We start from the raw sequence: 24,120 nt of genomic DNA, 5'->3' as shown, positions 1-24,120 counted from the left end.
CCGCTTATGCCGTGCAAGCAAATGGGTTTGTTTGATTCAATATAAACAGACTTGAAATGAGAGAATCTTACGTTATTCGAGACTCTCATTCAACATACAAAACAGTGAATTATCATTATAAATCAGTGTGTTGTAGGTTTACAGAGTTTCATTGAGCGTTTCCGATCATTGTTTAACCTCACCTCAACACGTGAACAAATCAACAATACCGTAGCTTGGTCACAAGAGATAATTGGACATGTCGGTTTAGACCTACTATATGGCATGCACAGCCAGCAAGCCGAAGAACTATTATACGATTTGAAGCAAGCCAGCGAGCTTCACCCTGAAACCATCAACCTCTATGCAATTAACAATCTGGCTATCACGTCGCAACTGCATAAGTCTTACGCACAAAAAGGGCTAAAGCCATCCAGCCTACAGCATCGACAGATGCTTCGCTTATTTAGCGACATCGTTATGCGCAGCTGCGGCTATGCGCCGTGTAATGGGCATTCCTATATCAAAATTGCCAATAACACTCCTCTAACGCTCGCTAAAACGAGTTCAGCTAATTATTTCCGCTATCACAAATATTTGCATGGTTATCATGACGATTATGTGGTTGGCTTCGGGGCGTCAGCAATGTCGATTCTCGGCTCACTCGTCACACGAGCCAATCCCAGTCGAAGCGGATACATTACCGACATACAACTTAAAGGCAAATCCAAAGTATACTACAATTGGGTATCAGCAGAGCAACAAGCCTCCAAGGCTTTGTGTATGAGGCTACCTTATAACGGTTATGCCAAAAAAGAAAGAATTGACTGGACCGCACTCCCCTCTTTCGTATACAATAACCTACAACAGCTCATAGGTGCAGGTCTCATCGCAGAAAGTGATAACAATCTCCAGCTGACTCAGCGTGGTTGGCAATGGTATTCCAACCTTATGTATTTTCTTCTACCTCAGGCAGATAGGAATATCTTGGACGGCTATGTCGCAAACATGCTGAATACAACCGCCGTACTTGATGGAACAGTGGAAACCTGTGTGGCATCTTAAGGAGAACAGAATGTTCACGCTTTTTTCCAACAAGAACATACGCTATTTTTGCCTAACCGTTAGTCTGCTCGCCTTACTCAGCGGTGCTTTGCGCACTGCCATCCCGCTATTAGCAAGACAATCTGGATATGGCGTAGTCGGAGTAAGTTGGGCGCAAGGTCTCTTCTCATTAGCGTGGCCAATTTTCGGCATCCTTGCAGGCGTTTTACTTGATCGCTGCGACAAAATAAAACTTGCCACCTCAGCTCTCTTCATCTTCATGCTACTGCATATTGTCCTGTTCATACTACTTATGATACAGATTACTCCAGCCGAACAAATTTTCTTCTATGCAACCATTGCGGGATTCATCGTCGTTTCTGCCGAAGCTTATATAATGACGATTCCACCACTTATCATGGAGGGAGAGCGATTGATGACCTTCTACTCTATTGTCTTGTTTTTAGATTTCGGGGTCTCCTATTTTCTTGCCCCTGTCATAACAAGCAGCATTTTAGCGCATAGCACCCTGCTATTTCTCGGCCTTTTAATCGTGCTTTTTATCGTATTGATTTTTACCGCTCGCCGTGCTGTTCCGACATCGCCAGCACTTGATAAAGAAAACATCACTTTCCGTTATATCATTGCCGGCTTTCGTTTCATTTTTTCAAATCGGCATCTTACCTCCCTTACATTACTCACATTCTTTCTATCGGTGGTATTTGGAGCATTCCTAACCTCATTCATCTTCTTCGTTACCGACAGTCGGTATCTGGGCCTACATAGCAGCCAATATGGCGTGATGTTTGCGGCCTACGCGCTTGGAACAATGGCAGGCGCCCTATTTGCACCGCGTATACGCTATGCACCGGTGCGCCTAGCTGTTCTCACTGACGGTTTAGGAACGGTTGTCTTGCTGCTGATTCCAGCCTTTTCAAAAAGTGCTGTCGTCGTATGGGGCGTCACCTTTATCGCTGGCGTTGGAGCAAGCTTATGGTTTATTGGTGTTACCGCCTTCAGGCAGCGCCTCACACCAAAGCAACTTCTCGGGCGAGCTAATTCTGCTTTTCGAGTGATAGGCTATGCTGGAACGCCGGTCGGAAGCTTTTTGGTCGGCGTCCTTGGTTCTTTTATATCATTGCAGTTTGCTGCCACCTTTATCGCTGGACTACTATTGGTGGCTATCGCGATAACGCTTCCATTTCTTTGGCAGGCTGATCATATAAACACCCCCAACCCTGCCACGAGGTAACAGCTGCTTTTAAAAAAAGACACGGTCAAAAAAGGCACACATACCCTATTACGCAATCGATTGATTTATTCTTTGGACGAGAAAATTATCACCATAATGGCTGATAGAGCCAGCGGCACTATAGAAGCAGCCAAACAAACGCTAAAGACAAAACAGCCCCTTTACGTTGCATTGGGCGATGATCCAACGCCTATATGAAGGATGCAGAGAGCTTATAGCGTACGGAGCGCGATTCTTAACTAAAAACTCCACCCTAGCAATGCCTACTTATACTCCAGTTAATCCGTCACCCGCTGGACATCAAATGCCTCACCCCTTCTGCTCCTCAAAATACATTTTGCTTCACTTACGCGCCGTATTCTTCCTTTGTAATTAAAAGAGCAGCCCTCCTTTCCTAGTTTAGGATCTCTGCCTACACAACGCAGCAACAGATACGACCATATATGCAATCACGCCTTAGGACCTGCATAGTAGAAAGCTTAGTTCGAGAGATTCATAAAGCCTATATCCCAATAAATTTGCCGCCCAATCCATCTTTTAAAAGGGCGGTTTTATATAAACCGTTAGAGCAAGCTATGAAATCCTTAGGTGTATTAGAAATAATTGGCGGTTTTTACCTCAGACCAATGTTGATTAACTTTTACTCGTACATATACGCAAGCGGTGCTACTCTTTTCTCAGATAGAAAGGACATAATCGTTACCATCTGACCTATTATTGTTTGAAAATAAAAAAAAGTATCAGTGCGACTGATGATATTGAAGAGCTATCTCATTATGTGGCTGTACTTAATTACGGCATTATTACGGCATTGGGAAGCTAGTCACGCAATCACCCCCTTCTGCGCGCCTTCTGCATGATATTCATAAGATTTTATTACGCGGTAAACGCGGTACGTCCAAAAGCCTTGGCTAATTTCGCAAAGCACAAAATTAGCTTGGCGGTACGCAACTAAAGACAGCGTCATTCGTGCCGCCCACTCCTACCACAGCCCCCCCCACTCTCTCTACCACCATCCCCGCTTAGAATCGCGCCAACTCATCACCCGGTACCTCGTTAAATACCACACCAGTCTCAAGGGCGGTAAAACGCGCCTTGCTGCATTTAATCTTCAGCATTTCTTTAAGGCGCAAATCAAACTCGCTATTCGTTCCTTTTGTTTTCAGCACAAAGTAAAGCTTTTGTTCGCCATCCCGCTTTAAAAAAACCGCCCAATCAGGCGTATAAGAACCAATGGGAGTGGCTATTTTAAAATTTCTTGGCAGTTTAAAAAACAATCTTACATCAGAGTCATTATCGAGATTTTGCGCAAACTCTTTCTCAATACGGCTCTCACAAATCACATGATCATAAACACTTTTCTTATTGACCACCGCCGGCCATATGATCGCCTTTTCCGACCTAATTTTACAGATGTGGGATCAATCTTATTGTGATGCGCACATCCAGAGAGTATTTTATCCTCTGCATTAGAACCAAAAACATGAACAATACGCAAGCAGCTTCGGTAAGAAAACCAACCGCTCAATCTCAACCTACACGAAAATGCATGTGCAGGCGAATGCCCCCCATAATATGCAATATTTCAAGCCCGTCTATAGTGGTATCCCTTTTTAAAATTGTGCCTATGGCTTATAATAATCTCCAAAATATACATTTAGCCCTTGTCTGAAATAACTCAATTTTGGATTGATGAGAACGAAAACGCGCTGCGATAATCACGTTGTTCAGCCCTAATAACCGGCACAAGAGAGCCAATATTCCTGCACCACCAACGACTAAATAACGGTATTTCCTATCAATTTTGATCATATCCTCCACCCTTATTGTACATTTCATCAACAAGATGTGCGCAGCGAGCCCATACATTTACACTGTTCAGTCTCCATGTACGGTTTTCATTCTCAAACGCAAAATCATCTTTAGCTGAAGCAACTTGATATTGCAGAGCTTGTCCATAAAGCATATGCACAATTAGTACCAAATATACACATGGCAGTGCGCATTTTTGCTTATATTGTCATGAGAGAGATGACCAAAAACTTTATCCCAAAAGCATTATACTCTAAATTATCAAGAGCATTCTTCAATCCCCCTGAATAAGACCCGTGATAAACAGGGCTTGCAAGAATAACATCGTTAGCGTCTGCGATTGTTTTGACAAATGCATGCGTTTTAGCATCACAATGGTAATGACTTATAAAAACAACAACTTTTTTAAATGCCTCCTCAACGGCGTATGAATATAAGCACGTTTTTTCTCGTCATTTTTTAAGGTATTAAACTCTTCCAATCTACCGAACTTACTCTTAAATTGTAGCCGAATGATTTTAATAAACCCATATTATTTTTAAAACTCAACAAATAATATTGAGGCTACAATCAAAGACACTTCTTTTCAATATTAAGCAAGTTTTGTAACCTATATTGTTATCTCCATAGAAGTAAAACAGCCTCTATGGACGATAAGTAGCTAAGCCTTCACAGCTAGTGCTTTACAAGCGTTTTTATAACACTCACTCTGCCCCAAACATAGGATTGCATTTTATTAAATAACCCACGCGCATATAATTAAAGATAGAAACGATTAAGCTTGCACCAATCATGCCAAGCCAATAGCCAATAAAGCCATATTCAAAAAAATGCGCCATTAGCGCTCCCCCAAATAGGCCTAACCCCCAATAACTTATTGCTACAACAATTGTTGACCAAAACGTATCAAGCAAGCCCACAAGTATGCCATTGAGCATAGCTCCTAAAGTGCCAAAAGAAAAAGACAATAAGATGAACGGAAGCAACTTCCAAGAGAAAACAATAACGCGTTCTGAAGAAATATTAAAGATGGTTGTAAGGATGAATCCATAAGAGAGATAAACAATCCCTGATAAAAACAAGACATAAGCTACAGCAAAAACAGTGACACTCATACGCAATTGTTTTAGAGCCATATTATTCCTATCTGCTCTATACCACGCTGCTATTGTCGCGGCTGCGCTGGAAATCCCCAAAGCCACCACAGAAATAAGCATATCGAGACGCATCCCTATCGTATGCGCGGCCAAAGATTCGACCCCATAAACCGTAATCATGAATGCAATGAACGAAGGAAAGCCCTCCGCAATAAGAATACGTATACCAATGGGTAGCCCTACTCGCAGCAATTTTATTATTCGTGAAATCTCTAACTTTGGTCTCAAATAATTAAAGCGAAAAGAATGAAAAGCAGAATTGCGGGACAAAATTATTGCTGCTGCAATAACAATTAAAATACGGATCAAACTGCTCGCAATTCCTGCACCAAAGACACCTAATCCGCTTACAGAACCTATACCAAAAATAAGCGGCCAAGAGATAAGAAAATTCACAAGGATAGCCGCAAGCATAACCCAGGTTAACGGCTTTGGATTACCAATTGCTGACAGTAATCCCCGGCTATTCACATAAAGATAAAAAAACACCACCCCTATAGCAGCACCACTATTATATTCCTGCGCTATATTGGCAATTGTCCCATCTTGGCCGAGAAAACACAAAATATTTCTCGTGTTGAGTAAAATGATCGCACTCATCATTCCAATCACAAGGGAAAGCCATATTCCTTGATCAAACCATGCCTTCAATGCATATCTATCTTGTCTACGAAAACTTTCCGCAAGTTTTGGTGCAACCGCGGTAATAATACCTAGCCCAAACAACATAACAAAACTAAATATACTCAGAGCTAACATTGTACCACTCAAGACTTGCACGCCTAAATGCGCTACAAGCGCTGCATCTGTGAAGGAAATCATCATCTGAGAGATAAACCCAACAGCCAGTGGCATGCCAAGAGAGAGCAATTGCTTCATCACAACAAACATTGTGAAATACCCTTCCATATTGAAGGGCATATTAAGCTCGGATCTTTTAAACAAAACACATTGATTTTTTCCGTAAAGTCTTTCCATCACAAGTCTTGTGTAAAGGATGCATAATGAGAACGCATTAAGGTAAGAGGAGATGCCCAGTTCTTAAAAAAGAAGCGCAATGCCCCTTTATTGGTTTTTTGGACTTTATGCCATGCGTTTTTTTTGTACAATATTATGCCCCCAAGCAACTACAGTCATTGATAAAAGATCCTCAGCGAGCCGTTTGTTCGTCTTGTATATCCATTTTCAGTATTTTCAATAAAATTTTTTGGTACGGTTGGTGGGATTTGAACCTACGACCTCTGGTGCCACAAACCAGCGCTCTAACCAACTGAGCTACAACCGCATAAAATCAAATGTATCATAACTGTTCACGATTTCGTAAACATTTATTCTTTGCTTATGTGACATAAGGAAGATCAACAAAGTTTGCAAGCCCCTTTAAAAAAATCTCGCAATTTTTTGTGAAGAAAAAAGCGTTTTTTACAAAGGAAATTTTGCCCAATGCTCAAGACTATGATCACGATAGCCTTTTATGTTATCAACTCCATCTTGTTGCATCATCTGCAAAACCTCTTGCAGAATAGTTATGACAAGATTTGGACCTTCATAAACCATCCCACTATATAATTGAATCAAATCTGCACCAGCTTTTACTTTTTCCAAAGCAGTCTGTGCATCCTTTATACCGCCAACACCGATAATTGCAATCTCCTTCCCTAATTTTTGACGCATTTTTGCAAGCATAATAGTAGAACGCTCAAAGAGTGGACGTCCAGAAAGCCCACCCTCTTCATTACGGAAGTGACTATTGTTAAGACCTTGGCGTGAAAGAGTTGTGTTAGAAACAATGAGTCCATCAAAATCAGAAAGTTTTATTTCTTCAGCAACATCATCTAATTCTTTCTCTGATAAATCAGGAGAAATTTTTAAAAAAATGGGAATGGAGAATCCATGCTTGTTCTCTTGCTCATTTCGCGCTTGCGAAATTGCACTCAACAAAAGATGCAAACTGTCACGGGCCTGTAAATCACGTAAACCTGGTGTATTAGGAGAAGAAATATTAACCGTAAAATAATCAGCAACATCATAAAAATGAGCAATACCAACAGTATAATCATCAATCTTATCGACCGTATCCTTATTGGCTCCAATGTTGACTCCTATAACACCAGTTTTTTTACACGCATGCAATCTATTGTAAACAACTTGATGTCCGTCATTATTAAAGCCCATTCTATTAATAATCGCTTCATCTTCTTTTAAACGAAAAAGCCGTGGTTTAGGATTTCCAATCTGAGGCTTTGGTGTCACTGTCCCAATTTCAGTAAAACCAAATCCTAACCGAAAAATACCATCTACAACCTCTGCATTTTTATCAAACCCCGCTGCAAGACCAATAAAATTTTCAAACTCAAGACCAGCAACAGTTACACACAAACGTTTGTCGATAACCTTTTGACAACCATTTAATCCACTTTTCAGCCCAAGAATCGCTAAACCGTGTGCTTGCTCTGGATCCAACATAAATAAGGCAGAACGGCCAATACAACGAAAAAAACTCATCAATTCTTCTCCACAACATAAAAATGATCCATCGCACCTCACCTCTACCTTTTAACACAAAAGATTTCCAATCAAAGCAAGCATATTATCCAAATAATATTCCCCTTCTAGAAGAAAACTCATCACATAATAGCCATACATGTTTATATTGGTTATACTATGTAAAGAACTTTTTATTCTTAAAAAATGTTTCTCTTTTTCGACATTTTTTAAAGATTAAAATATGAATCCTAATCTTATAAAATGCAGCATAAATTGAAACATCAAAGGCTCTTCACCATAGTCATGGTTTTATGACGCCTTATGCAGGCACGCTCATAATTTTCTTAAAAATGCAGGCAAATTATCTCTATTCCCAAAGTTCCTTTGTGTAATATTGTTTTCAATAGAAACAAAGCTTGTTCTATAAAGCTATTTTTTCCTAGCATTTATAGGATACATAGTTCATAAAATCATCTAAATTCATACTATTGTTGCACTATTTATGAGCAACAGAATGTTCAATCAATTTGTACTCTATTGATAATCTGCGTTGTTTTCTTTGCCATTTCTGATGTATTAAATACAATTTTGCATCTATTAAGTGCTCTGCCTAACATATATTTTAAGTAATGACAGTTGATTATTGAACTCAAACATCATACCAACGACTTCCAAACCAAAATGATCTTGCAAACCCTAGAGCTCTGCTATTTATAAACTGATACAATCTTCCAGCAGATGAAATGTGTTTCTTCCATCCGAATTATCGCCATTTTAGCTCATGTAACCCAATACAAATAGCTTTTAGATAAGCCATAATGCCCTCCTAATTGCTATTATCGCTTACTAAATTAAGAGGAATTAAATTATAAGTTTTACTCCTGTCTCATCTATCTATTTCCTCTATCAGTGCTGAAATATATTTTTTATTCCTAAATTCTCTTTTTATGACAAAGTGTTATGCTAATATATGCACTTCATTTGAAAAGCTTTCTGATAGCTCAACTTTCAACACTACTCATTTTGTAGTATTGTGTAAAAATCTCTCTTTTTAATGTTATCATAAAGATCTTGAGGCAATTATATAAATTAAGCTACAGTTTTCTACTTTCTGTTGAAAAAGCAGATATAGTTTTTATCAAAAAAGCTTTTTTCTAGGAAATATTCTATGTACATTCAAATAGAGCCCTAAAGCTCTTTATTAAACCTTATAAAGTTCTTTGAAAATAATATTAATATCGTAATATAATCCTAAAAATAAAATCTGCCCTTTCCTTTTTCATCAAAAGCGGTAAGTAAATTACCGTATATCGCTTATATAAAGGGGAAAATGCAATGCTTAAAGAATTCAAAGAATTTGCCCTAAAAGGTAATATGATTGATCTTGCTATCGGTGTGATTATAGGGGGTGCTTTTGGTAGCTTGGTCAACTCAATTGTCAATGATATTTTTATGCCAATCATTGGGCTGATTACAGGTGGGATTGATTTTTCTAATATGTTTATTCAACTTGCTGGCGAAAAACAAGCAACATTGAGTGCCGCCAAAGCAGCTGGAGCAACCATTAGCTATGGACACTTTATTACTTTACTTATCAATTTTCTCATTATTGCTTGGGTTCTTTTTTTATTCGTTAAGGCTATGAATAAAATTCGTAGAAAAGAAGAAGAAAGCCCTAAAAAAACGTCTTCAGAAGAACAACTTTTAACAGAAATTAGAGATCTTTTGGCTAAGAAAAAATAATTTTATGCAAGATTTACATCATGGAACACGAGGAAAAAACATTTCCACAGTTGTTCCATGATTGGGTTTTGAGAACAGTAAAAATTGTCCCCCTCTTTCTTCCACCATTGCTTTACACATTGGGAGGCCTAAACCTGTTCCCATAAAAGCGCTATCACCAGATCGTCCATCTTTGCGCTCTACTTGACCATAAGGTTGCAGTGCCTGTATAATCTCTTCTTCGTTCATCCCTATACCATTATCACTCACTGAAATTTTTACACGTTCTTTTCTATAAGAAACGTGAACAATAATCTGTCCACCCAAAGGTGTAAAACGAATAGCATTGGAAAGAAGATTCCATATAATCTGGCGAAACACTTGTTGTGATACAGGAATAAATGGAACGTGAGGTGGAGCAACAATACGCATGATAATGCCGTTCTGATTGGCTTGAGTTTCAAGAAAAGCTATCGTTGCACGTAAACAAGATATTACATCAAATGTTTCATAAGTAAGGGAAGAATCAATCTGATTATCGGAACCAGAATAATTTATCTTCGAGCACTCTAGTAATTGATTAATCAGCAATAATATATGTTTTCCAGAGGAAATAATATCGCGTAAATATCCATGATAGCGCTCATTTTCTATCGAACCAAAACGGCCTTCTCTCATAATTTCTGCAAAACCAATAAGAGCATTCAAAGGTGTTCGTATTTCATGAACAACTCCAACGATTTTATCCTCTTCTGCTTTTTTTTCTCCTGATGGAACTGTTTGTGTCCTATCACGCAACATAACAGCATAATTGCCTTGCTTTGCCAAAAATACAATCGTTATCAAAACGGTTATATTTTTATGATTTTTTGTCATTAAATCAGCGGTTTCACTGCGATTTAAAACCTGATTTTTTCCCTCCATACGGATTGATTTAAAATATTTTTCAACCAAAAGTCGGCTTTGCAAAGTAAATAATGAAGAGAATAGCTGTCCTCGTAGTTCATTTATTTCATAACCCATTAATGCTAAAGCTGCCCTACTCGCCGATTGAATAAAGCCCTCTTCATCCAACCATAAAACACCATCTGTTGCTGTATCCAACAATGATAAAACTGCAGCGGGCTCTTTTACGAGAGCTTGTTCTATAGCATTTACCGACAATGTTTGTGCATATGGTAACTGAATAGCTGTTTCTTCAACTAAATTTTCTTCTTTTACCGATGAATTCAATTCATCACGCAATTGCTCTGCAATTTCACGAAAAGCTGAGCGTTCTATCTCCGTAAGACATAGCATTTCTGTTTCTAGCTTTTCATTTCTTTTTTCTTGGACTTTTTTTTGTATTTTTAAAACACCAAAGCCACGAAACCCCTTAAGCTGCTTTGTAACATCAAAAATTGGCAAAGCCGACAATTCAACATCAAGCCATTGTAAGCAACCATCAATAGGCCATTGAACAATCTCTTTACTCCAAGGCATAGCCGCTTCAATAAAATGACTGAGAACCAGATATCGATCATCATTAAATTGATGAGCAAGCTCATGAAAACTACACCCTAAAATAGAAGAAGAGAGAGGACCAACAACTTCAGCTAGCTCTTTTGAGACTTCACAAAACAAACCATTGTGATCGATTTCCCACGTAAAAGGCCGTGGCAAAAGCTCTGGTGTAAAACGAAAAGCTTCTTGCTGACATTTTAATTCATTTGTATTTAACTTTAACTCATCTGCTTTTAATGGCATAACTAAAACTAAAAAGTGTTGGATTTACTCTCAAATGAATAATGCTAATTTGTTTACAATTATCTGTTCTGGTTATAATAACTTGATATCTCATATCAATTGTCTGTAGCAAAATTTTGACTGTTTCATCAACAAAACAAGAATAAAAAGAAGCTTCCAGCTCTGGTTGCTTATTCACCCATTATTGTAATAAATCTTGTTACAATAATGATAACATCTCCCTCGCATAAATAGTACTCAAAAAGAATACACTTATTTTACGCATTCATGCGCCTGTTTTGAAAAAATATCTCCTAAGATCCCCAAGCTTATTTTACGACAGCATCCGTAAATGGTGTAATGTAAAGGTCCCTATAGAGGATATCAAGGCATTGTGCATTACCATTTTTATGCTTATAAAAGAGCTGGTTAGCACCATCATTATACTAATTTCAGCCCCTAATGTCACCAATAGTTCTTAGCATTTGAAGGCATTCATAAGCAGCATTTTTAACTTTTTTACTCCTACATTATTATGATACGCAAGGAAATGGTTTTAATTGTTTCAACAGAAACAGATTTGAAATGAGAAAATCTTACAATGTTTGAGACTTTTATTCACTGTGAATAATGATAAATTACTATCAATCAATATACTGCATTATAAAAATCTCTTTTTCAAATAAAGCTTCTCGTAAGAACACCTTTCTTGAGCCAATAATATCAAATGATAATAAATTCAGCGTAGCGCTTTAAAGTACCCCATGCAACAGAACTTGCATATTGGGCATTTTTTTATGATGCTCTCAATAATCTTCCAAAGATCTTTCTTTCATTAGAATCGCTACAAAAGAAAAAAAATATGCCACCGCACTATTTTATTAAAAAATTCTCTGTAGAAAAGAGAACACAAATCATATGTCCTCATATAAAGATTTGTTTAATTTCTTTATATTCCAGATCATTTAGAAATGTTAAAAATATCTCATAATCTCCTTTGATATCAGCTTGTTTACCTCATCAGAAGTCTTAATACAAAAGATCGCTTTTTCTTTATTACTCTCCATTTAAATTTTTAATATTATATAAAAAAATAAAACAAGCACATTTAAATAATGACTGTCAAATATTTAAAAAATTGCATATTTTTAAATGTGTTTGTTTATTTTCCTTCATTGAGTAAAATTTCACGTTTTCCAACATGATTAGCGGCTCCAACAATGCCTTTTTCTTCCATCCGCTCGACGAGAGAAGCTGCTTTATTATAGCCGATTGAAAGTCGGCGCTGAATATAAGATGTTGAACATTTTTTATCACGCATAACAATTTTTACAGCTTGGTTATAAAGTTCCTCACCCTCTTCATCAAAATTTTCTTCCTCAGAAATTCCAGCAGCTGAATCAGCAGAATTATCCTCTTTGTTATCGTCTTCATTATCTGTTACCGTTGCTAAATAATCAGGTTTACCTTGCATTTTTAGATGTGCAACGATGGATTCAACTTCTTCATCAGAAACAAAAGGTCCATGAACGCGCACAATGCGTCCACCACCTGCCATATGAAGCATATCCCCCTGACCTAAAAGTGTTTCAGCACCTTGTTCACCCAAGATCGTACGACTATCAATTTTTGATGTTACTTGAAAAGAAATGCGGGTAGGAAAGTTCGCTTTAATTGTACCTGTGATAACATCAACAGAAGGACGTTGCGTTGCCATAATAAGATGAATACCTGCCGCACGCGCCATTTGCGCTAAGCGCTGAATGGCATTCTCTATCTCTTTCCCTGCCACCATCATAAGATCAGCCATCTCATCAACAATCACAACAATATAAGGAAGCTGCGTGAGATCCATGGCTTCTTCATGATAAAGCATTTCCCCTGTTTCCTTATCAAAACCCGACTGAACAGTACACATGATCGTTTCGCCTTTTTGAGCTGCAAGTGCAACGCGTGCATTAAAACCATCAATATTACGCACACCCAACTTAGCCATTTTGCGATAACGCTCTTCCATTTCACGAACCGCCCATTTTAAAGCTGTTACTGCTTTTTTGGGATCTGTGACAACGGGTGTTAAAAGATGTGGAATGCCATCATAAACAGAGAGCTCTAACATTTTAGGATCAACCATGATCAAACGACACTGCTTTGGTGTCATACGATAAAGAATCGACAAAATCATTGTATTAATTGCAACAGACTTGCCTGATCCTGTTGTTCCTGCAACCAATAAATGAGGCATTTTTGCTAATTCTGCAATGACAGGTTCACCATTAATCCCTTTCCCCAAAGCAAGAGCAAGTTTAAATTCACTTTCACGAAAAGAACGTGTTTGGATTAATTCCCGTAAATAAACAGTTTCACGAACCGCATTGGGTAACTCAATCCCGATAACATTACGTCCAGGAATTACAGCAACGCGTGTAGAAATAGCAGACATAGAACGCGCAATATCATCAGAAAGATTAATAACGCGCGATGACTTTACACCCGCAGCGGGTTCAAATTCATACATTGTTACCACTGGCCCTGGATGAACATGGATAACTTCACCCTTAATGCCAAAATCTTCCAAAACACTTTCCAAAAGTCCAGCACCACGTTCTAATGTTTCTTGAGGAATCATCGTACCTTCGTGAAAAACAGGTTCCTGTAATAAGTTGATCGGAGGAAATTCATAAACATCACAGTCAATAGATTGAATATTTTGCATAAAAGCAGAATCATAGTTACCTAATGGCATACGAGTAGATTGCAATGTTTTAGTTTTACTGTTTGCTTGCATCACAGAAAAATCTTTTGAATTCTTTGTGACGGCTTTGTTTATACAATCAACAGTATTATTGGCGACAATATTATTGGTATTTTCAGTCTCTATACTAACCCCTGCATCACTTAACGCCCCTGTATTACTTAACGTATGAGCAGAATCTTCAACAGAAAGCTTAGAATGACACTCTTTATTTGTATGCATTAAATCAGAAATTTTCTCAACACCTCGCATTCTTTCCGCTGGAGATTCTGATGTAATTGAATCATAGAGTTGTGGAAAGCGGTATTCAAGAACACGGTAAAGAGCAGTTATTGACTCATCAAAGGCTGTGGGGATATCAGGTGTGAGTTCATTTGTCGTGTCAATTGATGTTCCATCCTCTTTTGAAGTTTGAGTCTCCACATGTTCAAATATCAAAGATTCACACTCAAAAAAAGCATCATCGGAAAGATGCAACGCAGGTTTTATTTTTTGTAGCACATTTTCCACTTGTAATTTATGTTCTTGTTTATCCTCCTCAAGTGGAATATTTGCTGACGGCATATGAATAGCTTGTCGTGATAACTGCTTCAAAACCGTTGAATGACAAACTGATGTTTTATTCTCTATTGATTGAGGATTAATGACTTTTTTTGTCGAAAGAATATTTGTTGTTTTCTTGTTACAACGTACAATACCTGTATCTGTAATTTTTTTTTGATCTTGCTTCGTAAAAATTTTAAACTGTTTTGCAAAAACTGGATCTGTTTCTATACGACGACGCAAAATCTCAACTTCTGGGGTTCTCGTGAAACGGACGTTTTTTCCGAGGGCAAATGCCTTTTTCCACACTTCCGGATAAGGAAATATCTCAGTAATCTTAACAGATAAATCTTCTCTTGATGCACCTTTTGTACCATCATCAGAAAAAGAAGACGTAGAAATAGATTTTGTTTTCGAATTATGCATGGCACCCAACAAATTTATAGCAATGAGAAAAATAACCTTTTCAAAAAGAATTCGTAGAAACTATCATACGAAGGTTAATAACCTTTTGCTGATGGTTACTTTTAAATGAAAAAAATAGTGCCATAATGCATATTCATAATCTGCCTTTTGCATATTTACGATATAAATTGCCTAGTTTATGGTGTCATAGAGCGCGTATTTCATTTGTTTTGAAGAAAACTTCATGATAAAAAAACTTCAAGAAAATTGTCTATGCCTCTCTTTCTCTCCCTTTTCATAAAAGAAACTAGTCTCAATAATACAATAAGCATTGCTCTATTGAACTCTCCATGCTCAATTATCACGATATAATCTAATTTCTCACGTTTTTATAAGATTATCCTTGTTATCCTCGTTTAAAAAGGCTTAGACTAAGACAATCATAATTACATAAATATAAATAGAAAAAAGGGAGTGAATTATGTTTAATAAACGGAAATTTTATATCAATGGTCTATGGGATGAGCCAAGCACTCCTCACGATTTTGACGTCATTAATCCATCAACAGAGGAGGCTTGTGCTGTCATTAGCCTTGGAAGTACAAAAGATGCCGATAAAGCAATTAATGCGGCTAAAGAAGCCTTTCAAAAATGGAAAACAACATCACCAAATGAGCGTCTTGGATTTGTTGAAAAAATTCTAGAGATCTACGAAAAACGTTCCAAAGACATGGCAAAAACCATTTCAATGGAAATGGGAGCACCAATTGATATGGCGCTTAATGCGCAAACTGCAACCGGAAGTTCCCATATTCGCAATTTTATCGAAGCTTATAAAGAGTTTTCGTTCCAAAAAACTTTAATAAAGGGAAATGAGCAAGCAATCCTTCACTACGATCCTATCGGCGTCGTAGGATTAATTACGCCATGGAATTGGCCCATGAATCAAGTAACTCTTAAAGTTATTCCTGCTCTCTTGGCTGGCTGTACCATGGTGTTAAAGCCCTCTGAAATTGCGCCTCTTTCTGCTATGCTTTTTGCTGAATTTTTAGATGAAGCCGCACTTCCAGCCGGTGTTTTTAATTTAATCAATGGTGATGGTGCGACTGTTGGCTCTTACCTCTCTGCACATCCTGATTTAGAAATGATCAGCTTTACTGGTTCAACTAGAGCAGGAAAAGATATTTCTAAAAATGCCAGTGCTACTTTAAAAAGAGTCTGTCTGGAACTTGGGGGAAAAGGAGCGAATATTATCTTTGCTGATGCCGACTCAGATGCTGTTCAACGTGGTGCACGACATTGCTTTTATAATAGTGGACAAAGTTGTAATGCACCAACTCGTATGCTTGTGGAACAGAGCATCTATGACAAAGCCGTGAAAATAGCCAAAGATATTGCAGAAACAACAAAAGTAGGACCAAACTGCCAAGAAGGAAATCATATTGGGCCCGTTGTTTCAAAAAAACAATATGATAAAATTCAAGATCTTATCCAATCGGGAATTGATGAAGGTGCAACTCTTGTTGCAGGCGGGACTGGTTTACCAAAAGGAATGGAACGCGGTTATTATGTCCGTCCAACAGTCTTTGCTGATGTAAAACCTCATATGCGTATTTTTAAAGAAGAAATCTTTGGTCCAGTTCTCTCGATTCTTTCTTTTAGTACAGAAGAAGAAGCCGTCACTTTAGCGAATGAGACTGAGTATGGTCTTACAAACTATATTCAATCGCAAGATCGCAACAAATATCGTCGTATTGCGGCACAAGTACGCTCTGGTATGGTAGAAGTTAATGGACATGGATTACCCAGTGGAAGCTACTTTGGAGGTGTAAAATTTTCTGGGCGCGCTCGTGAAGGAGGACATTGGGGAATTAAAGAATTTCTCGATAGTAAAGCAATTTCGTACTGGTAAAATCTTATTAAAAACTTAATAGGAATCGTATGGTAATACAGAAAATAACGGATGAAGGTTCTCTTGGGCAACGTCTTGATCAGTGGCTCGCAAAACAATATCATGATGTGCTCTCACGTTCGCGTTTGCAAACTCTCATCCGTGAAGGCTGTCTTAAAATTGATGGTCAATTCATAAAGGAACCCAAAATAAAATTAAAACCTAACCAAATAATTGAATTGGAAATGCCGGACCTTCGTGATGCAGAACCTAGCGCTGAAGCCATTGCATTGGACATTCTTTTTGAAGATGATCATGTCATTGTTATTAACAAACCAGCCGGTCTTGTTGTTCATCCTGGGAATGGCAATTGGACCGGTACATTGGTTAATGCCCTTATTTACCACTGTGGGAATAGTTTATCTGGTATAGGTGGTGTTAAACGCCCTGGTATTGTCCATCGTCTTGATAAAAATACAAGCGGTGTCATGGTTGTTGCAAAAAATGATCTAGCTCATAAAAGTCTCAGTGCTCAATTTTCTGATCATGGACGTACCTGCGCATTAGATCGACGCTACCATGCCTTGATTTGGGGAACACCTCAGCGCAATGTCTGGACAATTGATGCATCACTTGGCCGTTCGCCCCATAACCGGACAAAGCAAGCTGTCATCCATAACCAAAACCCTTATGCTCGTCATGCTGTTACACATGTTTCTCTGCTTGAAAAATATGGCTCTCATGCAGACTCAACATCTTTTGCTAGCCTTCTGGAATGTCGCTTGGAAACTGGACGCACCCATCAAATCCGTGTTCATATGACTCATATTGGGCATCCACTCATAGGCGATACAGTTTATGGAAACGCTTTTAAAACAAAATCAAACACATTCAACTCCACTATTAGAAATGCAATCGATCAATTCAACCGACATGCACTCCATGCTGCAAGTCTTACTTTTGAACATCCTTCTACCGGTAAAGTTATGTCGTTTTCCGCACCACTGCCTCAAGATATGGCTAAACTTATTAAACTTTTTAAAAAAATGAATTGAAACTTTTCCCCTTCTCAAGATTTCACAATAAAATATCTTTTTTTGAACAAAATTGAAAAATATGCTAGAGTGAGGTTATGAGGATAGTTAGCTATCTAAAACATAGAATTTGCCTTATCAGGGAATTCAAACAAAAGGAGGGTGCTATATGGCCCATATGAATTTATTATCAGTAATGACAGGTGATGGTGGTTTAAACCGTTACTTGGAAGAAGTGCGTCGTTTTCCAATGCTTGAGCCAAAAGAAGAATATATGTTAGCTCAGCGTTACCGTGAGCATAATGATCTAAAAGCTGCGCATAGGCTAGTAACCAGCCATTTGCGTCTCGTAGCTAAAATCGCGATGGGATATCGGGGCTACGGACTTCCCATTGGGGAAGTCATTTCAGAAGGCAATGTTGGACTCATGCAAGCTGTTAAACGTTTCGAACCAGAGCGGGGTTTTCGTCTTGCAACCTATGCAATATGGTGGATTAAAGCATCAATCCAAGAATATGTATTGCGCTCTTGGAGTTTGGTGAAAATGGGGACAACAGCTAATCAAAAGCGTTTGTTTTTCAACCTTCGTAAGTTAAAAAGTAAACTTCAAGCACTTGATAGTGGCGATCTCAATGCAGAACAAGTGAAAAAAATTGCAATCCAGTTGAATGTCACAGAAGATGAAGTTGTATCAATGAATCGTAGGCTTGGTGGTGACACTTCACTCAACGCACCAATTCGAACAAAAGAAGGGGAAAACAGTGAGTTGCAAGATTGGTTGGTGGATGAATCTAACGATCAAGAACAAATTTTAATTGAAAAAAGTGAATTAGAAAATCGCCGTTCCATGCTCATAAATGCCATGGACAATCTCAATGAACGCGAAAAGCGTATATTTAAAGCGCGTCGTTTAAACGATGTACCACTAACCCTAGAAGAACTCTCTGGTGAATTTAATATTAGTCGAGAACGAGTAAGACAAATTGAAATGCGTGCATTTGAAAAAGTGCAAAACTCTATCAAAGATTCTACTTTATCTCAAAGTCAAGTATAAAACCTAGAGTTAAGTATAAAGCCAATGGTTTGCACATTCTTTAAATGTGAAAATGAAAAAAAGCACGCCTTGGCTTTATACTTGTAAATTAGCCTATAGAATTCTTTAAGTTATTGATATGTAAAGCTTTATTGAATATATTTGGTATATAATTGATAAAGACGGTCGTAGAAAATTCTTCACAGCCGTTTATTTTTTTGCATCTATGTTTTATTTTGTTGACCAAGAACTGTTAACTTATCTTGTTGTGCAAGCCATTGTCCAATAACTTCATTAAAAATAGACTTACCTGTTGGTCCTTTTGCAAAGGTTAATTCACTTATACGCCCGTTTTTATCCGTTAACACCAAACGCATCCAATCTAATTCTCGCATCAATTGTAAATTTCGATCAAGAAATGGATGATTTCCACTCAATGCGACAAGAAAAAAGTCATCGTTAATCTTTGCAGCAATGGTTCTTGTTAAAGCCTGTCCAATGGATTGTTCACTTGCTTTAAAGGTTAATGCTTGAACATTGCTTATAGCTTTACCTGAAAATTTATCCGAAAGAATAAAAATAAGGTCCATAATATATGAAGCAGGAAATGACTGATCGGTATTACGACGTAAAATTAACCGTAATGATATCCCTTCATCAGGAATTGTTATATCACCTTGTATAGTTGTTTCTTCTGGAGACCCCTTCACTTGAGACTCTTTTATAAGTGTCCAGCGAGCACTTCCCGTTGCTATCTTTTCTGCATCATAATTTGTACGTGCTTGATAGAAAACAGCTTCACCTGATGTTTCAAGCGATTGCAAATTGCTATCAACAACTGTTGAGAATACTTCTTCATCCGAAGAATCTATCGCTTGTTTTAAACCAACATCAATTTCACTTCCATCCTCTAATAAGCGTTGTGTTAACTTTCTCTTAATTGGAAATGCCTTTGGTACTCTGTGAGAAGCTTGAAGATTTTCTTCTAAAAACTGATGATCATTTGATACAAATACACGCTCACCAACAAAAAAAATACCAACAAGTAAAACAACAAAACTAACAACAGAAACAGCACTTATCACAATACGCCTTTGCACTAACGATTTATTAGCACGACGTAAAGCCTGAGAAAAAATGTGCGAAACAATATGCGGATTATCTTCCTGCGAAGGAGAAATCTTTAACACACTGCTATTAACATGCTGAGAAGGCACATCAGCCTCCATATTAACAGGCTCTGCATCTGGTATATCTGATACACAAAGCTCAACAAATACCTTGTTATCCTTTGAACGTGTAACAAAATCTTGCTTTCTTTTTATGTTTACCTCTGACAATTCATTATTCTTTGGTAATATAGTTTTTTTTGTATATTTCTTATCTTCATTTATATTTGTGGGATTCCAACCAATAACTGAAGAAAGCCGTTTCTTTTCAACTGCTAAATATTCTCCTTCAACAGTTGCAATAGAACTTTGAAGAATCTTTCTTTGTTCATCCGCTATTGCTTGTGGTATTTTTGCTGTTACAAATTGATGTTCTAGTGTTTCGGTAGCCCGCTTATAAATCCGCTTACGCACTTGTGGTGTAATATTATTTTGTGCATTAATTGTCTTTTTTAAGATTCCAACGAAATCTACCATTTCCTCTATAATCTCTCTTAAACTGAGAAAAAATCAATAGTAAAGCCAAAAAACTTTATTTTAGCCTTCTAAATTGGTTGCCATTTAATATTGGTACAACTATTGCAATAATGTAAAATGAATATGAAAAATAAACAATGCTATTTTGCACCTTTCTTTTACGTGCTCTTAAAAACTTTTTTTGTAAAAAGATACAAAAATGAACAGAGAACATATATAGAAATCTAAAAACAATAATCAATTAACAAAGGGATCCGTAATAAGAATAGTATCTTCACGCTCTGGACTTGTGGATAATAAAGCCACTTTTGTATTAATCAGTTCTTCAATATAGCGTATATATTTAATAGCCTGCACTGGTAAATCTTCCCACCTCAATGCATGTGCTGTTTCTTTCTTCCAACCTTCTAATGTTGCATAAATAGGCTTCACCCGATCCTGAGCTCCCATGGAAGAAGGTAAATAATCAATCCTTTTACCATCAAGCTCATAACCAATACAAATTTTTATTTCATCCAAACCATCTAAAACATCAAGTTTTGTCAATGCTATACCTTGAACACCGCAAATTGTTACCATCTGACGTACTAAGACAGCATCAAACCAACCACATCGACGCTTTCGACCCGTTACAACACCAAATTCATGTCCACGCACTCCCAGAAATTCACCAATATCATTTATCTGCTCTGTCGGGAACGGCCCTTCTCCAACGCGTGTAGTATAAGCTTTTGCAATACCCAAAACATAATGGATTGCATCAGGTCCCATCCCCGAACCTGTACATGCTTGCCCAGCAACTGTATTAGATGACGTTACATAAGGATAAGTTCCAAAATCATTATCTAATAAAGCACCTTGCGCACCTTCAAAAAGAATGTGTTTACCTCCTCGATAACCTTCATCTAAAAGACGCCACGTACAATCCATAAAGGGCAAAATTTTATCCGCAACTTGCATCAATTCATCATAAAGCGCTTGAGAATCAATCTCTGCAACACCCATCCCACGACGCAAAGCATTATGATGCCTCAAAAGCCGCTCAATCTTAGCCATAAGTGTATCTTTTTCTGCTAAATCCATCACTCGGATAGCACGACGTCCCACCTTATCTTCATAAGCCGGTCCAATACCGCGCTTTGTTGTACCAATCTTTAAACCAGATAAACCGCTTTCTCGAATTGCATCAAGATCACGATGCAACGAAAGAATCAAAGGAGCATTTTCAGCAATACGCAAAATTTCTGGTGTGATTTTTACACCCTGATTACATAGTTTTTTTACTTCTGCAACAAAATGATGAGGGTCAACAACAACACCATTACCAATAATTGATAACTTGCCACGCACTAAACCAGACGGTAAAAGTGATAATTTATAACTGACTCCATCAACAACCAATGTGTGGCCAGCATTATGCCCCCCCTGATATCTCACCACGATATCTGCTCGCTCAGACAACCAATCTACAATTTTACCTTTGCCTTCATCACCCCATTGTGTACCGACAACAACTACATTGGCCATAACTTTCTCCGTCGTGTTTGGTCAAAAAAACCAGCATTCAAAAACAAACACTTCTTTATAACGAAACCTTAGAGCAAGTGCGACTCTTCATTTCAGATTTTTCTCAATCTTCAAGTGATTAAATTTTCAAATTTATGATAATAAAGATAAGCAAATACCAAAATATTTTAAATCTGTCATTTTTGCTACAAAAAGTAAAAAAATAGAGATTTTAATTTGTGCGTATCCAACACCTGACAGAGCATTTATTCCTCCTCTTAATCTTTTACAATTCATGTTAATCTTTTACAATTCATGTAATATTTAGAGGCTGTTTGTCTGATACAAGAATACGAAAGATCATCATAATCTCTCGTATCCTTTTTCTGTTTAAAAACACCCTGTGAAAATCACCAGTAATTATTTAAAGCTGTGCTTTTTCAACTTGGAACGCCCACTCAAGCCATTGTGTTAAAATTTCAAGATCGGAAGCCTCAATTGTTATACCCGCCCAAATTCGAAGACCAGGAGGAGCATCGCGATACGAACCGATATCATAAGCAACCCCTTCCTCATCAAGACGCTTCACAACCGCTTTTATAAAAGATACTCGCTTTTCCGTATCCAAAGCAGTAATCACTGGATCCACAATATCTAAACAAATAGCGGTGTTAGAACGCACTTCAGGATCTTTTGCCAAATATTCTAACCATGGCGTTTTGCGAACAAAAGCATCAAGTACAGAAAAATTTTTCTCAACCCGTGCTCTTAATGCCGCTGCACCTCCTAGAGATTTTGCCCACTTCAACCCATCAAGGAAATCCTCAACACAAAGCATAGAAGGTGTATTGATGATCTTTCCTTTAAAAATATCTTCGTTCAATTTTCCATTTTTTGTCATATAGAAAAGTTGGGGCATAGGCCAAGCTGGAACATGATTCTCAAGCCTCTCAACAGCACGAGGACTTAAAATCACCATACCATGTGCAGCCTCGCCTCCCAAAACTTTCTGCCATGAAAAAGTAACAACATCTAATTTTGAAAAATCAAGATATTGCGCAAAAGCTGCCGATGTTGCATCACAAATGGTCAATCCAGCCCGCTTATGCGGAATGAAATCTGCATTAGGAATACGCACACCAGAAGTTGTCCCATTCCATGTAAAAACAACATCCCGATCAAAGTCAAGTTGTGTTAAATCTGGTATTTCACCATAAGGAGCTTCAAAACGACGCACATCAGAAAGCTTTAATTGCTCGACAACATCTTTATTCCACCCAAACCCAAAACTTTCCCACGCTGCCATATCAATGCCACGCTCACCTAATAGAGACCATAGAGCAGCCTCAACAGCACCGGTATCTGATCCTGGCATAATTCCTATACGATGATCAGAAGGAACCTCAAGAATCTCACGGGTTAAATTAACAACTTCAGCAAGTTTTAATTCTGCTTCTCTAGATCTATGTGAACGCCCAACTAATGCATTTTTAAGAACATCAAGAGTCCAACCAGGCCGTTTGCTACAAGGACCTGAAGAAAAATTAGTATTATTGGGACGATTACTTGGTTTTTGTAACATTATCATTATTTCTCCCCTTTTAGATGTTTTTCTTTCTTTATAAAGAAAAACAAATTATTATAAAGACTAATCAATAATCTTTTTAGAAAAAAGTCAAAAATATTGTCTATTATTGCGTATGCTTAAAATTCACGGAAACTTTATAAAAAATCTTTCTTAATCATGCCTCTCGATTGATTCTTTTAATTTTTTTTCGTATCATCACCACAATAAGACAGCATTCTAATAACAATACACTAAACTATCCAATATACCTATCAAATTTATTTTATGATAAAGATTCATTGATAACGCTCTAGAATAGGGAGATAAACTTATTAAAAAATCAATTATTTTTCTTTTGATGACTGGACAGAGAAAATTTTAATGTTATAACCGCAAACGCTTTATATTTTTTATGAAGCATGCCCAGATAGCTCAGTTGGTAGAGCAGCGGACTGAAAATCCGCGTGTCCGTGGTTCGAATCCGCGTCTGGGCACCACTTTTTGTGTTTAGCATATTGAAATATATAGTTTTTTTCTTTAAATAGCTATTTTCAGACCACCT

At 37.6% G+C, this 24,120-nt stretch carries 17 protein-coding genes and 2 tRNA genes; 7 read left to right on the top strand and 12 right to left on the bottom strand.

The annotated features are described in order from the left end of the window. Nucleotides 1–168 precede the first annotated feature (168 nt). On the top strand, nt 169–1,044 hold the full coding sequence (locus ACFIMC_RS05040; protein WP_375680911.1) for a hypothetical protein: 876 nt from the start codon (nt 169–171) through the stop codon (nt 1,042–1,044). Between the two features lie 10 nt (nt 1,045–1,054). Beyond that, complete coding sequence (locus tag ACFIMC_RS05035; protein WP_375668497.1) at nt 1,055–2,275, top strand: MFS transporter; 1,221 nt, start codon at nt 1,055–1,057, stop codon at nt 2,273–2,275. Between the two features lie 823 nt (nt 2,276–3,098). On the opposite strand, the gene ACFIMC_RS05030 is transcribed toward ACFIMC_RS05035, so the two are convergent. From ACFIMC_RS05030 to ACFIMC_RS05000, 7 genes are all read right to left on the bottom strand, one after another. Beyond that, nucleotides 3,099–3,242 carry a hypothetical protein gene (locus tag ACFIMC_RS05030; RefSeq protein ID WP_375636610.1) on the bottom strand — a complete coding sequence of 48 codons (144 nt, stop codon included), beginning with the start codon at nt 3,240–3,242 and terminating at the stop codon, nt 3,099–3,101. 55 nt (nt 3,243–3,297) lie between these two features. Next, nucleotides 3,298–3,648: a hypothetical protein gene (locus tag ACFIMC_RS05025; RefSeq protein WP_375680910.1), complete on the bottom strand. Its 351-nt coding sequence runs from the start codon at nt 3,646–3,648 to the stop codon at nt 3,298–3,300. Between the two features lie 425 nt (nt 3,649–4,073). Further along, entirely contained in the window at nt 4,074–4,259 is a 186-nt protein-coding gene (locus ACFIMC_RS05020) for a hypothetical protein (RefSeq protein ID WP_375671939.1), read from the bottom strand. A 28-nt stretch (nt 4,260–4,287) separates the two neighbouring features. After that, a complete protein-coding gene (locus ACFIMC_RS05015) occupies nt 4,288–4,476 on the bottom strand; it encodes an NADPH-dependent FMN reductase (protein WP_375612108.1) in 189 nt (62 codons plus the stop codon). Between the two features lie 315 nt (nt 4,477–4,791). Beyond that, nucleotides 4,792–6,135, bottom strand: a complete 1,344-nt coding sequence (locus ACFIMC_RS05010) for an MATE family efflux transporter (RefSeq protein WP_375668494.1) — start codon at nt 6,133–6,135, stop codon at nt 4,792–4,794. Nucleotides 6,136–6,452: 317 nt separating this feature from the next. Then, a tRNA-His gene (locus ACFIMC_RS05005) sits at nt 6,453–6,529 on the bottom strand. A 137-nt stretch (nt 6,530–6,666) separates the two neighbouring features. Beyond that, complete coding sequence (locus tag ACFIMC_RS05000) at nt 6,667–7,749, bottom strand: quinone-dependent dihydroorotate dehydrogenase (protein ID WP_375627812.1); 1,083 nt, start codon at nt 7,747–7,749, stop codon at nt 6,667–6,669. A 1,317-nt stretch (nt 7,750–9,066) separates the two neighbouring features. On the opposite strand from ACFIMC_RS05000, the gene mscL reads away from it, so the two are divergent. Then, on the top strand, nt 9,067–9,474 hold the full coding sequence (gene mscL / locus ACFIMC_RS04995; RefSeq protein WP_026500234.1) for a large conductance mechanosensitive channel protein MscL: 408 nt from the start codon (nt 9,067–9,069) through the stop codon (nt 9,472–9,474). A gap of 18 nt (nt 9,475–9,492) precedes the next feature. Here mscL and ACFIMC_RS04990 read toward each other — a convergent pair whose 3' ends face one another. Beyond that, nucleotides 9,493–11,199 (bottom strand): ATP-binding protein, encoded by a 1,707-nt coding sequence (locus ACFIMC_RS04990; RefSeq protein ID WP_375655228.1) that lies wholly within the window; start codon nt 11,197–11,199, stop codon nt 9,493–9,495. A 1,141-nt stretch (nt 11,200–12,340) separates the two neighbouring features. Then, nucleotides 12,341–14,902: a DNA translocase FtsK gene (locus ACFIMC_RS04985; protein ID WP_375680909.1), complete on the bottom strand. Its 2,562-nt coding sequence runs from the start codon at nt 14,900–14,902 to the stop codon at nt 12,341–12,343. 460 nt (nt 14,903–15,362) lie between these two features. On the opposite strand from ACFIMC_RS04985, the gene ACFIMC_RS04980 reads away from it, so the two are divergent. The 3 genes from ACFIMC_RS04980 to rpoH all read left to right on the top strand — a co-directional run bounded on the left by ACFIMC_RS04980 (nt 15,363) and on the right by rpoH (nt 18,860). Beyond that, nucleotides 15,363–16,793: an aldehyde dehydrogenase family protein gene (locus ACFIMC_RS04980; protein ID WP_375671937.1), complete on the top strand. Its 1,431-nt coding sequence runs from the start codon at nt 15,363–15,365 to the stop codon at nt 16,791–16,793. 29 nt (nt 16,794–16,822) lie between these two features. Then, nucleotides 16,823–17,827, top strand: a complete 1,005-nt coding sequence (locus tag ACFIMC_RS04975) for an RluA family pseudouridine synthase (protein WP_375671936.1) — start codon at nt 16,823–16,825, stop codon at nt 17,825–17,827. A 148-nt stretch (nt 17,828–17,975) separates the two neighbouring features. Continuing rightward, the gene (rpoH, locus tag ACFIMC_RS04970; RefSeq protein ID WP_273790355.1) at nt 17,976–18,860 is read left to right on the top strand and encodes an RNA polymerase sigma factor RpoH; all 885 of its coding nucleotides are present in this window, start codon (nt 17,976–17,978) and stop codon (nt 18,858–18,860) included. Nucleotides 18,861–19,063: 203 nt separating this feature from the next. Here the strand turns inward: rpoH and ACFIMC_RS04965 are convergent, their stop codons facing one another. The 3 genes from ACFIMC_RS04965 to ACFIMC_RS04955 all read right to left on the bottom strand — a co-directional run bounded on the left by ACFIMC_RS04965 (nt 19,064) and on the right by ACFIMC_RS04955 (nt 23,579). Further along, a complete protein-coding gene (locus ACFIMC_RS04965; RefSeq protein ID WP_375613715.1) occupies nt 19,064–20,485 on the bottom strand; it encodes a hypothetical protein in 1,422 nt (473 codons plus the stop codon). Between the two features lie 237 nt (nt 20,486–20,722). Further along, a complete protein-coding gene (locus tag ACFIMC_RS04960) occupies nt 20,723–22,012 on the bottom strand; it encodes an adenylosuccinate synthase (protein WP_375633506.1) in 1,290 nt (429 codons plus the stop codon). Nucleotides 22,013–22,415: 403 nt separating this feature from the next. Then, entirely contained in the window at nt 22,416–23,579 is a 1,164-nt protein-coding gene (locus ACFIMC_RS04955; protein ID WP_375613717.1) for a phosphoserine transaminase, read from the bottom strand. 400 nt (nt 23,580–23,979) lie between these two features. Between ACFIMC_RS04955 and ACFIMC_RS04950 the strand changes: the two genes are divergently transcribed. Then, a tRNA-Phe gene (locus ACFIMC_RS04950) sits at nt 23,980–24,055 on the top strand. Nucleotides 24,056–24,120: the final 65 nt, after the last annotated feature.

Origin of the sequence: Bartonella sp. AP21QHHD (assembly GCF_042196205.1) — a bacterium.
In the GTDB taxonomy this organism is placed as follows: Bacteria; Pseudomonadota; Alphaproteobacteria; order Rhizobiales; family Rhizobiaceae; genus Bartonella.
This window is presented reverse-complemented; position numbering and strand designations above follow the sequence as displayed.